A 14,391-nucleotide genomic window follows, 5' to 3' on the forward strand; every position below is an offset into this window, starting at 1 on the left:
TCGCGCCGGGCCGTGACCGGCAGCTCAGACGTCCAGCGGGAGCACGGTGGCCCCGGCGCGGTCGACGTTCAGGCGGTGCGCGGCGAACGCCGGGTCGCCGCCGTGGCCGTGGTGCCCGGCGAAGGAGAGCACCTTGTCGACGCCGGCCTCGTCGGTGAGCGCGAGGACGGTCGGGCCGGCCCCGGAGATGACCGCCGGGACGCCCTCCGCGCGCAGCGCGCCGACCAGGGCGGCGCTGTCCGGCATCGCGGAGGAGCGGTAGTCCTGGTGCAGCCGGTCCTCGGTGGCGGCGAGCAGCAGCTCGGGGCGCCTGGTCAGCGCCTCCACGAGCAGCGCGGAACGGCCGGCGTTGGCGGCGGCGTCGGCCAGCGGGACGGTCTTCGGCAGCAGGCCGCGGGCGGTCTCGGTGAGCACCGCGCCGGCCGGGACGAACACCACCGGGACGACCTGCTCGGAGGGCTCCAGCGCGACCGCCTTCGCCGTCTCCTCCTCGGTCCACGCGATGGTGAAGTTGCCGCGCAGGCAGGCCGCGACGTTGTCCGGGTGGCCCTCCAGCTCGGAGGCGAGGGCCAGCAGCGCGTCGTCGTCGAGCGCGGACGGGCCGCCGATGGTGACGGCCCGGGCGGCCACGATGCCGGCGCAGATCGCGGCGGAGGAGGAGCCCAGGCCACGGCCGTGCGGTATCCGGTTGGCGCAGACCACTTCGAGGCCGCGCGGCTGGCCGCCGAGCCGGTCGAAGGCGGCCCGCATCGAGCGGACCAGCAGGTGGCGCTCGTCGCGCGGCAGCGTCTCGGCGCCCTCCCCGGCGATGTCGACGGCGAGTCCGGAGTCGGCGACCCGGACGACCACGTCGTCGTACAGACCCAGCGCGAGCCCGAAGGCGTCGAAGCCCGGGCCGAGGTTGGCGCTGGTCGCGGGAACCCTGACCCGGACGGCGGCGGCACGGAACGCAGGACCGGCCATGCGGTGGACTCTCCTGGGGAAATCGGGCGGCGCTCAGCGCGTCGTCAGGTGCGAGGTGGGGAGCCGCAGGCCCCCTCCGGGGCGGGCGGTCACGGTCGTCGGCGCGGCCCCTGTGAGGCCGAGCCCGGGGCAGGTGCCAGACGGCCGGAGCCAGAGTATCGAAGAGAGGTTCCCCAGTGGTACACCCCGTGGGCCTTCGATCTGGTGTGTTGCCGCTTCTGGCCGGAATGCGACCGGAAATCGGATCGGAATGCGCCGCCGAATTGACACAAAAGTGTCAGCGGAGAACGTCGACGGGTCGACCCCCGAAAGGGTCGACCCGTCGAACCGTCAGTCCCCGTACCGGGTGGGGGGAAGTCGGGTCAGTCGAGCAGGCCGAGGCGCCGCGCGGCGGCCTCCGGGTCGACCGGGACGACCTGCGGCTGCGGCGCGCCGGCCACCGCCCAGTCCGGGTCCTTGAGGCCGTTGCCGGTGACGGTGCAGACGATCCGCTGGCCCGGGTCGACCAGGCCGGCCTCCGCCTTGGCCAGCAGGCCGGCCACCGAGGCGGCCGAGGCGGGCTCCACGAAGACGCCCTCCTGCGAGGCCAACAGCCGGTAGGCGGACAGGATCTGACGGTCCGTCACCTTGTCGATGAGGCCGCCGGACTCGTCCCGCGCGGCGAGCGCGTAGTCCCAGGAGGCCGGGTTGCCGATCCGGATCGCGGTGGCGATGGTCTGCGGCTTCAGCACCGGGGCGCCGTCCACGATCGGGGCCGAGCCGGCGGCCTGGAAGCCCCACATCCGCGGGGTGCGGGTGGCCATCCGGTCGGTGGCGTACTCGCGGTAGCCCTTCCAGTAGGCCGTGATGTTGCCCGCGTTCCCGACCGGCAGGACGTGGATGTCCGGGGCGTCGCCGAGCATGTCGACGATTTCGAACGCGGCCGTCTTCTGACCCTCGATCCGCACCGGGTTCACCGAGTTGACCAGCGCCACCGGGTACTTCTCGGACAGTTCGCGGGCGAGCGTCAGGCAGTCGTCGAAGTTCCCGTCCACCTGCAGGATCTTCGCGCCGTGCACCAGCGCCTGGCCCATCTTGCCGAGGGCGATCTTGCCCTGCGGGACGAGCACCGCGGAGACCATCCCGGCCCGCACCGCGTACGCGGCGGCGGAGGCCGAGGTGTTGCCGGTGGACGCGCAGATGACGGCCTGCGCGCCCTCCTCCTTGGCCTTGGAGATGGCCATCGTCATCCCGCGGTCCTTGAAGGAGCCGGTCGGGTTGGCGCCCTCGACCTTGAGGTAGACCTCGCAGCCCGTGCGCTCGGACAGCACCTGGGCGGGGACGAGCGGCGTGCCGCCCTCCAGCAGGGTGACCACCGGGGTGGCCGCGGTGACCGGCAGGCGGTCCCGGTACTCCTCGATCAGGCCGCGCCACTGGTGGGTGTGCGCGCCTCGGACGACGTTCTCGGCAACGGCGTTCATGGCTGTTCCTTATTCCCCTTCGACCCGCATGATGCTGGCCACGTCCCGCACGCTGTCCAGCGCGCGGAGCTTGTCGACCGTCGCCGACAGCGCGGCGTCGGTGGCGCGGTGGGTGACCACGACGAGCGAGGCGTCGCCGTCGCGGCCCTGCTGGCGCACGGTGTCGATGGACACGCCGTGCTCGGCGAAGACGGACGCCACCTGGGCGAGCACGCCCGCGCGGTCGTCCACGTCCAGGCTGACGTGGTAGCGGGTGACGACGTCGCCCATCGGCTTGGCCGGGAGCCGGGTGTACACCGAGTCACCGGGGCCGGTGGCGCCCGCGAGCTTGTTGCGGCAGACCGCGACCAGGTCGCCGAGCACCGCGGAGGCGGTCGGCGAGCCGCCCGCGCCCGGGCCGTAGAACATCAGCCGGCCGGCCGCCTCGGCCTCGACGAACACCGCGTTGTACGCCTCGCGGACGGAGGCCAGCGGGTGCGAGAGCGGGATCATCGCCGGGTGGACCCGGGCGGTGACCGACTCGCCGTCCTTGGCCCGCTCGCAGATCGCGAGCAGTTTGACGACGCAGCCCATCTCCTTGGCCGAGGCGATGTCGGCGGCGGTCACCTCGGTGATGCCCTCGCGGTACACGTCCGCGGCGGTCACCTTGGTGTGGAAGGCGATGCCGGCCAGGATGGCGGCCTTGGCGGCGGCGTCGAAGCCCTCCACGTCGGCGGTCGGGTCGGCCTCGGCGTAGCCGAGCGCGGTGGCCTCCTCCAGCGCCTCCGAGTAGCCGGCGCCGCTGGTGTCCATCTTGTCGAGGATGAAGTTGGTGGTGCCGTTGACGATCCCCAGCACCCGGTCGACCTTGTCCCCGGCCAGCGACTCGCGCAGCGGGCGCAGCAGCGGGATCGCGCCCGCCACCGCGGCCTCGTAGTACAGGTCCACCCCGGCCTCGGCGGCCGCGGCGTGCAGCTCGGTGCCGTCCTGGGCGAGCAGCGCCTTGTTCGCGCTGACCACCGAGGCGCCCTGCTTGAAGGCGGACAGGATCAGGGACTTGGACGGCTCGATGCCGCCCACCACCTCGACCACGACGTCGATGTCGCCCCGGTTGATCAGGGCCTCGGCGTCGGTGGTGATCAGGTGCTCGGGCACCCCGGGGCGGACCCGGCCGGCCCGGCGGACCGCGATCCCGGCGAGCTCGACCGGAGCACCGATGCGAGCCGTGAGGTCGTCGGCCGTCGTCGTCATGATGCGCGCCACCTCGGAGCCCACCACACCACAACCCAGCAACGCCACCTTCAGCGGGCGCGTACGCATCATCCGACTCCGCTCTGCATTCATCGTGCTTCGGTGTTTCCGGCGGATTCTCGGGGCCGCCGGAAACTTCGGTCCGTACCAGTCTCGGGGACTTTCCGCACGGATCTACGGTCGTTCCATGATCTGAGACGAGAATTTCGTCATCCGATATCCAGGCGCAGGAGATCCTCCTCCGTCTCGCGCCGGACGATCACCCGGGCCGCGCCGCCCTCGACGGCGACCACGGGGGGCTTGAGGGCGTGGTTGTAGTTGCTCGCCATCGAGCGGCAGTAGGCGCCGGTGGCGGGCACCGCGATCAGGTCGCCGGGGGCCAGGTCGGCGGGCAGGAAGGCGTCCCGGACGACGATGTCGCCGGACTCGCAGTGCTTGCCGACCACCCTGACCAGCATCGGCTCGGCCGCGCTGGTGCGCGACACCAGCGCCACCGAGTACTCGGCGTCGTACAGCGCGGTGCGGATGTTGTCCGACATCCCGCCGTCCACGCTGACGTAGGTGCGCAGGCCCTCCAGCGGCTTGACGGTGCCCACCTCGTACAGCGTGAACATGGTCGGGCCGACGATCGCCCGGCCCGGCTCGACGCTCAGCCGGGGGACGGCCAGGCCCGCGCCGGCGCACTCCCGGCGGACGATCTCGGCCAGCGCGGCCGCGATCTCGGCCGGCTCGCGCGGGTCGTCCTCGCTGGTGTAGGCGATGCCGAGGCCACCGCCGAGGTCGATCTCGGGCAGCTCGACGCCGTGCTCGTCGCGGATCCCGGCCAGCAGGCCGACCACCCGGCGGGCGGCCACCTCGAAACCGGCCATGTCGAAGATCTGCGAGCCGATGTGCGAGTGGATGCCGCGCAGCTCCAGGCTGTCGCCGTGCGCGAGCACCCGGCGCACCGCCTCGGCGGCCGCTCCCCCGCTCAGCGACAGGCCGAACTTCTGGTCCTCGTGCGCCGTCGCGATGAACTCGTGGGTGTGCGCCTCGACGCCCACGGTGATCCGGATCAGCACCTGCTGGCGCACGCCGTGCCGGGCGGCGATCGCGGCCAGCCGCTCGATCTCCTGGTAGGAGTCGACCACGATGTGGCCCACGCCGGTCTTCACCGCGTGCTCCAGCTCGTCCGCCGACTTGTTGTTGCCGTGCAGCGCGATCCGCTCCGGCGGCATCCCGGCGGCCAGCGCCACCGCCAACTCGCCGGTGCTGCACACGTCGAGGTTCAGGCCCTCCTCGAACAGCCAGCGCACGACCGCCTTGGAGAGGAACGCCTTGCCGGCGTAGTAGACGTCCGCGTCGGCGCCGAAGGCCTCCCGCCAGGCGCGGGCCCGGGAGCGGAAGTCCTCCTCGTCCAGCACGTAGGCCGGGGTGCCGAACTCGGCCGCCAGCCGCTTGACGTCGATGCCGCCGACGACGGCCACGCCCTCGCCGTCGCGGGTGACGGTGCGCGACCAGACCTTGGGGTCGAGCGCGTTCAGGTCGGCGGGCGGGGCCTGGTAGTGGCCCTCGGGCAGGACGTCGCCGTGGCGGGGGCCTGCCGGGTGTGCGGAACGACTCATGCTCTCGTCAGTCCTTCGAGACCTATGGCGAGGGGCGGCGACGGTCTCCGTTGACCGTCAGCCGCCCCCGCTGTGCGCTTGGGGGTGGTGCCTACATCCGCTCGGGCGCCGTCACGCCCAGGAGCGTGAGGCCGTTGGCGACGACCGTGCGCGTCGCGTCGGCCAGCCAGAGGCGGGCGCGCGTGAGGTCGGTGACCTCCTCGTCGCCACGCGGCAGGATCCGGCAGTTGTCGTAGAAGCGGTGGTACTTGGCCGCCAGCTCCTCCAGGTACACGGCGACGCGGTGCGGCTCGCGCAGCTCGCCGGCCGCGGCCAGGACGCGGGGGAACTCGCCGAGGTGGCCGAGCAGGTCGGACTCCCACTCGGTGCTCAGCAGCTCCGGTTTGAAGTCCTCGGCCGTGCCGCGCGTGATGCCCTGCTCGTCGGCGTTGCGCTGGACGGCGCACATCCGCGAGTGGGCGTACTGGACGTAGTAGACCCGGTTCTCGTTGGTCTGGCTGGTCAGGATGTTGATGTCCAGCGTGATCGTCGAGTCCGTGGACGAGCGCGCCAGGGTGTAGCGGGCGGCGTCGACGCCGATCCACTCGACCACGTCGTCGATCGTGATGATGTTGCCGGCCCGCTTGGACATGCGGACCTCTTCGCCGTCGCGAAGCATCTTCACGAACTGGCCGATCTTCACCTCGATGTTGTGGTTCAGGTCGTCGCCCGCGCAGGCCGAGATGGCCTTGAGGCGGTTGACGTAGCCGTGGTGGTCGGCGCCCAGCATGTAGAGCGCGACCTCGGCGCCGCGGTCCCGCTTGGACAGGTAGTACGCGGCGTCGGCGGCGAAGTAGGTCTTGTCGCCGTCCGCCTTGATCAGGACGCGGTCCTTGTCGTCCCCGAAGTCGGTGGTGCGCAGGAAGACCGCGCCGTCCTGCTCGAAGACGTGGCCTTGCTCGCGCAGCCGGTCGATGGCCTTCTCGACGGCGCCGGAGTCGTGCAGCGTCTTCTCGGAGAACCAGACGTCGAAGTGGGTGCCGAACTCGTCCATCGAGCGCTTGATCTCGGCGACCATGAGCTTCAGGCCCTCGGTGCGGAAGACCTGGAGCTGCTCCTCCTCGGAGAGGTCGAGCACGCCCGGGATCGCGTCGGTGAGCGCCTTGGCGATGTCGACGATGTACTCGCCGACGTAGCCGCCCTCCGGCACCTCACGGCCGTTCGCGGCGGCCTGCAGCGAGGCGGCGAACTTGGTGATCTGCACGCCGGCGTCGTTGAGGTAGTACTCGGTGGTGACGTCGGCGCCGGAGGCCCGCAGCACGCGCGCCAGCGAGTCGCCGACCGCCGCCCAGCGGACGCCGCCGATGTGGATCGGGCCGGTCGGGTTGGCGGAGACGAACTCCAGGTTGATCTTCAGGCCCTTGAGGGCCTCGTTGCGGCCGTAGGCCTCGCCCGCCTCGACGATGGTGCGCGCGAGCGCACCGGCGGTGGCGGTGTCCAGGGTGATGTTCAGGAAGCCCGGACCGGCGATGTCGACCTTGGCGACGCCGGTGATCCCTCGCAGGCGGTCGGCCAGCAGCTCCGCGACGGCTCGCGGCGGCTTGCCGGCCGCCTTGGCGAGCTGGAGGGCCACGTTCGTCGCGTAGTCGCCGTGGTCCCGGTTCTTGGGCCGCTCGACCGTCACGTGCTCGGGCACGGCGACGGTCAGCTCGCCCGCCTCGACGGCGGCGCTCACTGCGGCCTGGACTGCCTGGGAAAGGTCTGCGGGGGTCACGACGCCAAGCGTAGGCGAGACGGGGTACCCGCCCGCCACCCGGTTTACCGGTTGAGACGGCGCCGCGCCGCCCCGCCCGGGTTGTCAGCCGCGATCCGTGTACTCCGTTCGCTCAGGGCGAAACCCGCCGGGGCTCCCCTGCGGCCGCATCAGCCGCCGGACCAGCGCCACCAGGTCGGCCGGGTCGAAGGGCTTGCCGAGGTAGCCGTCCACGCCGACCGTCTCCCCCAGGTCGAGGTCCGCCGGGGTGCAGGCGCTGACGATCGCGATCGGCAGCTCGCGGGTGTCCGGGGTCGCGCGCAGCCGGGCCGCCGTCCGCAGGCCGTCCAGGCGCGGCATCACCACGTCCAGCGTGATCACGTCGGGCTTCACCCGGCGGACGACCTCCAGGCACTCGGCACCGTCGGTCGCGGTCACCACCTCGAAGCCTTCGAGCTCCAGGTTGACCCTGATCAGCTGGCGGATCACCTCGCTGTCGTCCACCACGAGGACCCGCCCGGACACTCCCGACACCTCACCGAGGGTATCGGCGGCCCCGCCGCCCCGTCCGGCCTTTGGGCACTTCTGCCTCCCGCCGCCCGCCCGGACGATCTTCCGGGCCCCGACTGGATCTTCGGGAAACGTGTGCGCGGAGCACGGCCGGAGCCTGGTAGTGTTCTCGACGTCGGAAGCGCGAGCGGCCGACGAGGCCAGTAGGCCCCCGTAGCTCAGGGGATAGAGCACCGCCCTCCGGAGGCGGGTGCGTAGGTTCGAATCCTACCGGGGGCACTTCGCAGGAAGTGCAACTGAGGCCCAGATCAGTGGAGTTGATCCACGGATCTGGGCCTTCGTCGTGTTCCGGGCCGGACGGCCGCCCGCCCGCCGGGCGGCTCAGGCAGCGCCCTCGACCTGGGAGTAGAGGGACGCGATGGTGTGGTCGAAGTACGCGCTGTACGAGGTGTCGTCGCTCTCGCCGCCCTGCTGGTAGCCGCCGATGGCGCCGATCACGTCGCCGGTCGCGGTGTTGATCCACGGGCCGCCGCTGGTGCCGGCCGGGTAGGCCGGGCACTGGACGACCCGCTGGTAGGTGCTCTGCTGGGCGGTGGTGTTGGTGCAGAGGCTGGGCTCCTCGGTGTCGCCCGGGTAGCCGTACAGGCGGACGGTCGCGCCGAACGGCTCGTCGGTGCCGAGCTTGTTGCCGCCGACCACGTCCTCGACCTTGCGGCCGTTGCTGGGGGCGGTCTCCAGGATCGCGAAGTCCTCGTCCGCGTCGCCCTTCTGGGACCAGTCGGCGGTGGTGTGGATCGCGGTGACCTGCCAGGTGCCGTACGGGGCCTTGCCGTCGCGGTAGCCGGGGGCGAAGAGGACGCCGTCGGTGCTGGTGAGGCAGTGCGCGGCGGTCAGCAGCAGGTTGCCGGTGGGGCTGTGCAGCACGCTGGCGGTGCAGAAGTGGTTGCCGGCCGTCACCGAGCCCTGGAACAGCGCGCCCACCGTGGCGGCCTCGTGGTCGTCGCCGGGGGCGGTGGCGGTGGTGCCCAGGACGGCGCCGCGCCCGCTCGGGGTGGGGGTGGCGCTCGGGGTGTCGGCGGGGGCCGGGGTGTCGGTCGGCGTCGGGGCGGCCCCGGTCGGGGTCGGCGTGGGGCTCGGGGTCTGCGCGGGGGCGGTGACCGGCGCGGGCGGGGCCGGGGCCGGCGTGGTGCTCGGCGCGGCGGTGAGCGCGGGCCGGGCGCTGCGGGCCGCCTTCCCGGCGGCCGAGGCGTCGTTCAGGCTCAGCCCGTGGGTGCCGACCACGACCGCGGCGACGGCGGCGGCCGAGAGGGCGGTGAGCAGGGTCGGGGCCAGCACGCGGCGGCTCGCCTTCGGACGGCGGTGCTGACCCATGGCCTTGCTCTCCTGTCGTCGAACGGTGGAGTACCGGTCACTGACTATGACGCGTTCGCCTGCAAAGGGCGTTACTCGCGCCTTGGAGAGTCATGAGAAAAACGTCACCCGGCCCCGGGCAAGCGTATCGACCCCGTTCCGAACGGGGTCGACACCTCCTCCAACTGTGGCTTTCAGCCCGTCCGTTGGCGATCCGATGGGGCGGCGGCGCGGGCCTTGTCGGTCGGCTTTCCGTCCACCGCGGCGGCCGGGGCCCGGTGCGTCGCGGCCTCCCGGGCCGGCTGGGCCGACTCCGCGGCGGCCCCGCCCGGGACGGTGGTGGCCTCGCCGGGGGCGGGCCGGTGGTCGACCATCACGAAGGCGACCAGGGCCGCCAGGATCAGCACGCCCATCGCGACCCAGGTCGCGACCACGTAGCCGTGCACCGCGCCCTGGGCCCGTACCGCCGGGTCGGAGGCGAGCCGGGTGCCCAGGTACGTCGCGGTGGCGCTGGCCGCGATCGTGTTCAGCAGCGCGGTGCCGAAGGAGCCGCCCACCTGCTGGGCCGAGTTGATGGTCGCCGAGGCGGCGCCGGCCTCGTTCGGGGCGACCCCGAGGGTGGCCAGGCTCATCGACGGCATGAAGACCAGGCCCATGCCGAAGCCGAGCAGCAGTTCGGCGGGCAGCACCATGGCGGCCCACGGACTGTCGACCTTCATCTGGGTCAGCCAGGCCATGCCGCAGGCGGCGAGCAGCAGCCCGGGGCCGATCAGGTTCCGGGACGGCACCCTGGTCATCAGCCGGGCCGCGAAGCCGGTCGAACTGATCACGATGGCGCCCGTCATGGGCAGGAAGGAGAGGCCGGCGACCACCGGCGAGAAGTGCTTGATGGCCTGCAGGTAGTAGGTCAGGAACAGGAACAGGCCGAACATGCCGACCATGGCGAGGCCCACCGCGAGCGCGCCGCCGCCGCGGTTGCGGTCGGCCACGATGTGGATCGGCAGCAGCGGGTGCGAACTGCGCTTTTCGACCAGGACGAACAGCGCGAGCAGGGCCACGCCCAGCAGCAGCGAGCCGATCACCAGGCCGTCGCTCCAGCCCCGGGTGACGGCCTCGGAGGTGCCGAAGACGATCGCGAGCAGGCCGCCGCAGCCGAGCAGTGCCCCGGGCAGGTCGAGTTTGATCCGCCGGCCCTTGGCGATGTGGTCGCGCTGGAGCACCGAGAACGCGGCGAAGGCGGTGGCCACCGCGATCGGGGAGTTCACGAACAGGCACCAGCGCCAGTTCAGGTACTCGGTGAGCAGGCCGCCGGTGATGAAGCCGATCGCGGCGCCGCCGGCGGCGATCGCGCCGAAGATGCCGAAGGCCGTACTGCGTTCCTTCGGGTCGGAGAACGTGGTGGAGAGCAGTCCCAGCGCGGAGGGCGCGAGCAGGGCGCCGAACGCGCCCTGCAGGGCACGGGCGCCGAACAGCATGGACGGGTCGACGGCGGCGCCGCCGAGGGCGGAGGCGAGCGCGAAGCCCAGCAGGCCCACGGTGAAGACGCGCTTGCGGCCGAAGAGGTCGCCGAGGCGCCCGCCGAGCAGCAGCAGGCCGCCGAAGGCGAGCGTGTAGGCGGTGATCACCCATTGCCGGTCCGCGTCCGAGATGCCGAGATCCTTCTGGGCGGACGGCAGGGCGATGTTCACGATGGTGATGTCGAGGACGATCATGAGCTGGGCGATGGCGATGACGGCCAGCGCCCACCAGCGGCGACGGTCCGCGTCCTCATGACCGGTGGCGGGTTGCGCAGACACTGGTCGAGCCTTCCGTTGGGGGGCGGAGAGGTCACGCAGTCGCCTTCCAGTCGACCTCCGTCCCGGACGGATCGCAAGGAAAAACCTTGCCAAATCGACCTTTCTCGGACAAAAGGACCAGGCCCTGGGACCTCCGGCGGAGGTCCAGGGCCCGGTCCCGCGGCCCGTCGTCAGAGCGCGGACAGCTCCGCGACCAGGTCGTCCAGCCCCAGCGAGCCCTGCGACAGCGCCGCCATGTGCCAGGCCTTGAGGTCGAACTCCGCGCCGCGCGCCTCGTGCGCCGCCCGCGCCGCCGCCCGGCCGCGCAGCCAGGCGCGCTCGCCGAGCTTGTAGCCGATCGCCTGGCCGGGCAGGCCCAGGTAGCGGACCAGCTCGCTGTCCAGGAAGTCGGCGGACAGGCCGCAGTACAGGCCGAAGAACTCCCGGGCGTGGTCCGGGGCGACCGGTTCGCCCGGGCGGTACGGGGAGTCGGCGGGGAAGTCCAGACCGACGTGCATGCCGATGTCGACGATCACCCGCAGCGCGCGCATCATCTGCGCGTTGAGGTAGCCGAGGCGGTGGCCCGGGTCGGTGAGGTAGCCGAGCTCGTCCATCAGGCGCTCGGCGTACAGCGCCCAGCCCTCCATGTTGGCGCTGACCCCGCCGAGGGTCACCTGGTAGGTGGAGAGCCGGTCGGCGACGTACACCCACTGCGCGAGCTGCAAGTGGTGGCCCGGGACGCCCTCGTGGTACCAGGTCGAGACCAGGTCCCAGACCGGGAAGCGCTCCTCGCCGAGCACCGGCAGCCAGGTCCGGCCGGGGCGGCTGAAGTCCAGCGACGGCTGGGTGTAGTACGGCGCGGCGGCGCTGCCGGGCGGGGCGATCCTGGACTCGACCCGGGTGATCGGCTCGGCCAGGTCGAAGTGGGTGCCCTGGAGGTCGCGGATCGCCTGGTCCATCAGGCCCTGCAGGTACTCGCGGGCGGCGTCGGAGCCCTCGATGGCCGGGCCGTCCGACTCCAGCCACTTCATCGCGGCCATCGGGCCGACGCCCGGGCGGACCTTCTCCGCCTCGGCCTCCATCTGCGCGCGCAGGTCGTGGAACTCGCTCCAGGCCCAGGCGTAGGCCTCGTCCAGGTCGAGGTCGGCGCCGGTCCAGTAGCGGACGAACCGGCCGTAGCGCTCCCGGCCGACCGGGTCCGGGGTGTCGGCGGCCGCCGGCCCGTACACGTCGCGCAGCCAGTCGCGCAGCGCGGCCAGCGCCTCGGCGGCGGCCACCGCGTGGCCGTCCAGCTCGGCGCGCAGGCTCTCCGGGGCGTCCTGGACGAACGTCCCGAACCACCCGCCCGGGACCTCCCCCTCCAGCCAGTCGCCGAACTGCCCGACCACGGTCGTCACCTGGCGCGGGCCGGAGAGCAGGCCGCGCTCGATGCCCTCGGCCAGGGTCTGCCGGTACTGCTCCAGCGCCAGCGGCACCCGGGCCAGGCGGCCGGCGACCACCCGCCACTCGGCCTCGGTGCCGGTGGCCATCAGCGTGAAGCACTCCCGCACGTTGTGCACCGGCGAGCCGAGGTTGCGCAGCGAGCGGTAGTCCTCGCCCGCGTCGTGGACGGCGAGTTCGGCGGTCAGCCGCTCGCGCAGCAGCCGGGCGCAGCGGCGCTCGGCCTCGTCCTCGACGGCGCCGCCCCGCTCGGCCTCGTCGAGCCGGGCGAGGGTGCGGCGGCCGAGCTCGGCCAGCCGGGCGGAGCCGGCCGGGGAGAGGTCGGGCAGGCGGTCGTCCTCGGGATTGACGCCGAGGTAGACCGCGATCAGCGGGTCCAGTTCGGCGAGTTCGCGGACGTAGTCGTCGGCGATGCGGCGCGGGGTGGTGCCGCCGGAGGTGATCGGTTCTTCAGCCATCCGCACATCATGGCGTGGCCTCGGGCGATTGCAAGACCCCGGCGATCAAGGGCGGCGATCGACCGGGGCGCCTCACCGGACGCAAACATCCATTCGGAAACGACCGTGCGGAGACAGGACCGGATCGCCCCGATGCCCATTACCCTGACGCCATGAAAGCCCGCCCCACCACGGCAGACGACCCGGCCACCGCCCCGACCGCGCCCGAGCCGCGCCCGCGGCGCAGCGGCTACCGGCGGCTGCCGGTCCAGCAGCGCCGCGAGCAGCTGATCGCCGTCGCCCTGGAGCTGTTCGCCTCCCGGCCGCCGGAGGAGGTGAGCCTGGACGACGTCGCCGAGGCCGCCGGGGCGTCCCGCCCGCTGGTCTACCGCTACTTCGCGGGCGGCAAGCAGCAGCTGTACGAGGCCGCGCTGCGCACCGCGGCGGACGAGCTGACCAGCCGGTTCACCGTGCCGGCGGCGGGCACGCCGTCCGAGCAGCTGGCGGCCGTCCTGGACGGCTACTTCGCCTTCGTGGCCGAGCACGACGCCGGCTACTCGGCGCTGCTGCGCGGCGGTTCGGTGGTGGAGACGGCCCGCACCTCGGCGATCGTCGACGACGTCCGGCGGGTGGCGCTCAAGCGGACCCTGCGCCACCTGGGGGTCCGGGAGGCCGGGCCGCGGCTGACGCTGCTGGTCCGCTCGTGGATCGCGGTGGTCGAGGGCGCGTCGCTGAGCTGGCTGGACGAGGGGCGCGCGCTGCCGGTGGACGGGCTGCGCGACTGGCTGGTGGACCAGTTCACCGCGATGGCGGCGGCGACGGCGCTGCACGACCCGCAGACGGCCGAGGTGCTGGCGGCGGTGCTGGCGCTGGAGGGCCCGCAGGAGGAGCGGGCCGGGCGGCTGCGCGCGGTGCTGGGCGGGAGCTGAGTCCGGGAGGTCCCGACCCCCGTGCCAAGGGTCGGGGCCCCAAGGGTCGGGGCCGCTGTCAGGCCTTGCCGAGCACCTGGCGCTGCCGGCCGAGGCCGTCGACCTCGATCTCGACGACGTCGCCGGGGGCGAGGAACGGCGTGCCGGGGTGGCCCAGGGTGACCCCGGCCGGGGTGCCGGTGACGATCACGTCGCCCGGGTCGAGCACCATGAACCGGCTCGCGTAGCGGACGAGCTCCAGCACCGGGAAGATCATCTGCGCGGTGCTGCCGTCCTGCCGCAGCTCGCCGTTGACCCACAGCCGCAGCGCCAGGGCCTGCGGGTCGGGCACCTCGTCGGCGGTGACCAGCCAGGGCCCGAGCGGGGTGAAGGTCTCCGCCGACTTGCCCTTGTCCCACTGGCCGCCGCGCTCGAACTGGAAGGCCCGCTCGGTGACGTCGTTGGCGATCGTGTAGCCGGCGATCACCCCGGCGGCCTCGGCGTGCGAGTCCAGGTAGCGGGCGGTGCGGCCGATCACGACGGCCAGTTCGGCCTCGTAGTCGGTCTTCTCGCCGTCGCGCGGCACCAGCACCTCGTCGTACGGGCCGACCACGGTGTTGCCCGGCTTGAGGAAGATCACCGGCTCGGCCGGGATCGCGAGGCCGGCCTCGGCCGCGTGGTCGCGGTAGTTGAGCCCGATGCCGACGACCTTGCCCGGCCGGGCCACCGGGGCGCCCACCCGCAGGCCGTCCAGGTCCACCACCGGCAGCAGACCGGCGGCGGCGTCCCGCGCCAGCTCGGCGGTGTCCAGCCCGGACAGGAAGGCCCCGTCGAGGTCGCGGGCCCGTCCGGACAGGTCGTACGCGGTGCCGTCCTCGCCCAGCAGGACCGGGCGCTCGGCGCCCTGCGGTCCGACGCGGAGCAGTCTCATCGATCCGTCACCAGCCTTTCGTCGCGGCTCACCGGAGCGGCGGGGCGCCGC

The 14,391-nt window shown here is 72.9% G+C and carries 11 protein-coding genes and 1 tRNA gene; 2 read left to right on the forward strand and 10 right to left on the reverse strand.

Annotation, left to right across the window (positions count from 1 at the left end; translation table 11 throughout):
• Positions 1 to 24: 24 nt before the first annotated feature.
• The 6 genes from thrB to AB2U05_RS11485 all read right to left on the reverse strand — a co-directional run bounded on the left by thrB (position 25) and on the right by AB2U05_RS11485 (position 7,514).
• Positions 25 to 963: a homoserine kinase gene (thrB, locus tag AB2U05_RS11460; RefSeq protein WP_045694784.1), complete on the reverse strand. Its 939-nt coding sequence runs from the start codon at positions 961 to 963 to the stop codon at positions 25 to 27.
• A 362-nt stretch (positions 964 to 1,325) separates the two neighbouring features.
• Positions 1,326 to 2,423, reverse strand: coding sequence for a threonine synthase (gene thrC, locus AB2U05_RS11465; RefSeq protein WP_045694781.1), 1,098 nt, complete (start codon positions 2,421 to 2,423; stop codon positions 1,326 to 1,328).
• Between the two features lie 9 nt (positions 2,424 to 2,432).
• Positions 2,433 to 3,725, reverse strand: a complete 1,293-nt coding sequence (locus tag AB2U05_RS11470; RefSeq protein WP_045694780.1) for a homoserine dehydrogenase — start codon at positions 3,723 to 3,725, stop codon at positions 2,433 to 2,435.
• A 137-nt stretch (positions 3,726 to 3,862) separates the two neighbouring features.
• Positions 3,863 to 5,257, reverse strand: a complete 1,395-nt coding sequence (lysA, locus tag AB2U05_RS11475) for a diaminopimelate decarboxylase (protein WP_045694779.1) — start codon at positions 5,255 to 5,257, stop codon at positions 3,863 to 3,865.
• Between the two features lie 91 nt (positions 5,258 to 5,348).
• Positions 5,349 to 7,010, reverse strand: a complete 1,662-nt coding sequence (gene argS / locus AB2U05_RS11480) for an arginine--tRNA ligase (protein WP_045710741.1) — start codon at positions 7,008 to 7,010, stop codon at positions 5,349 to 5,351.
• Positions 7,011 to 7,094: 84 nt separating this feature from the next.
• Complete coding sequence (locus AB2U05_RS11485) at positions 7,095 to 7,514, reverse strand: response regulator (RefSeq protein WP_045694773.1); 420 nt, start codon at positions 7,512 to 7,514, stop codon at positions 7,095 to 7,097.
• 192 nt (positions 7,515 to 7,706) lie between these two features.
• Between AB2U05_RS11485 and AB2U05_RS11490 the strand changes: the two genes are divergently transcribed.
• Positions 7,707 to 7,778, forward strand: a tRNA-Arg gene (locus AB2U05_RS11490).
• Between the two features lie 102 nt (positions 7,779 to 7,880).
• Here AB2U05_RS11490 and AB2U05_RS11495 read toward each other — a convergent pair.
• The 3 genes from AB2U05_RS11495 to AB2U05_RS11505 form a co-directional block, all read right to left on the reverse strand.
• Positions 7,881 to 8,870 (reverse strand): serine protease, encoded by a 990-nt coding sequence (locus tag AB2U05_RS11495; protein ID WP_369183148.1) that lies wholly within the window; start codon positions 8,868 to 8,870, stop codon positions 7,881 to 7,883.
• A gap of 173 nt (positions 8,871 to 9,043) precedes the next feature.
• Complete coding sequence (locus tag AB2U05_RS11500; protein WP_078859790.1) at positions 9,044 to 10,561, reverse strand: MFS transporter; 1,518 nt, start codon at positions 10,559 to 10,561, stop codon at positions 9,044 to 9,046.
• A gap of 254 nt (positions 10,562 to 10,815) precedes the next feature.
• Positions 10,816 to 12,522 carry a DUF885 domain-containing protein gene (locus AB2U05_RS11505; RefSeq protein ID WP_369183149.1) on the reverse strand — a complete coding sequence of 569 codons (1,707 nt, stop codon included), beginning with the start codon at positions 12,520 to 12,522 and terminating at the stop codon, positions 10,816 to 10,818.
• 152 nt (positions 12,523 to 12,674) lie between these two features.
• Between AB2U05_RS11505 and AB2U05_RS11510 the strand changes: the two genes are divergently transcribed.
• Complete coding sequence (locus tag AB2U05_RS11510) at positions 12,675 to 13,430, forward strand: TetR/AcrR family transcriptional regulator (protein WP_078859783.1); 756 nt, start codon at positions 12,675 to 12,677, stop codon at positions 13,428 to 13,430.
• Between the two features lie 58 nt (positions 13,431 to 13,488).
• Here the strand turns inward: AB2U05_RS11510 and AB2U05_RS11515 are convergent, their stop codons facing one another.
• The gene (locus AB2U05_RS11515; protein WP_045694762.1) at positions 13,489 to 14,340 is read right to left on the reverse strand and encodes a fumarylacetoacetate hydrolase family protein; all 852 of its coding nucleotides are present in this window, start codon (positions 14,338 to 14,340) and stop codon (positions 13,489 to 13,491) included.
• Between the last annotated feature and the right edge of the window lie 51 nt (positions 14,341 to 14,391).

This window comes from Streptomyces sp. Y1 (genome assembly GCF_041053115.1).
GTDB classification, from domain to species: Bacteria; Actinomycetota; Actinomycetes; order Streptomycetales; family Streptomycetaceae; genus Kitasatospora; species Kitasatospora rubellomurina.

What these genes read in the sequence shown, in the direction of transcription:
- AB2U05_RS11495 (WP_369183148.1), bottom strand. Translation starts at nt 8,870, where the DNA reads ATGGGTCAGCACCGCCGTCCGAAGGCGAGCCGCCGCGTGCTGGCCCCG.
- AB2U05_RS11510 (WP_078859783.1), top strand. Translation starts at nt 12,675, where the DNA reads ATGAAAGCCCGCCCCACCACGGCAGACGACCCGGCCACCGCCCCGACC.
- AB2U05_RS11515 (WP_045694762.1), bottom strand. Translation starts at nt 14,340, where the DNA reads ATGAGACTGCTCCGCGTCGGACCGCAGGGCGCCGAGCGCCCGGTCCTG.
- lysA (WP_045694779.1), bottom strand. Translation starts at nt 5,257, where the DNA reads ATGAGTCGTTCCGCACACCCGGCAGGCCCCCGCCACGGCGACGTCCTG.
- thrC (WP_045694781.1), bottom strand. Translation starts at nt 2,423, where the DNA reads ATGAACGCCGTTGCCGAGAACGTCGTCCGAGGCGCGCACACCCACCAG.
- AB2U05_RS11505 (WP_369183149.1), bottom strand. Translation starts at nt 12,522, where the DNA reads ATGGCTGAAGAACCGATCACCTCCGGCGGCACCACCCCGCGCCGCATC.
- thrB (WP_045694784.1), bottom strand. Translation starts at nt 963, where the DNA reads ATGGCCGGTCCTGCGTTCCGTGCCGCCGCCGTCCGGGTCAGGGTTCCC.
- AB2U05_RS11470 (WP_045694780.1), bottom strand. Translation starts at nt 3,725, where the DNA reads ATGATGCGTACGCGCCCGCTGAAGGTGGCGTTGCTGGGTTGTGGTGTG.
- AB2U05_RS11500 (WP_078859790.1), bottom strand. Translation starts at nt 10,561, where the DNA reads ATGATCGTCCTCGACATCACCATCGTGAACATCGCCCTGCCGTCCGCC.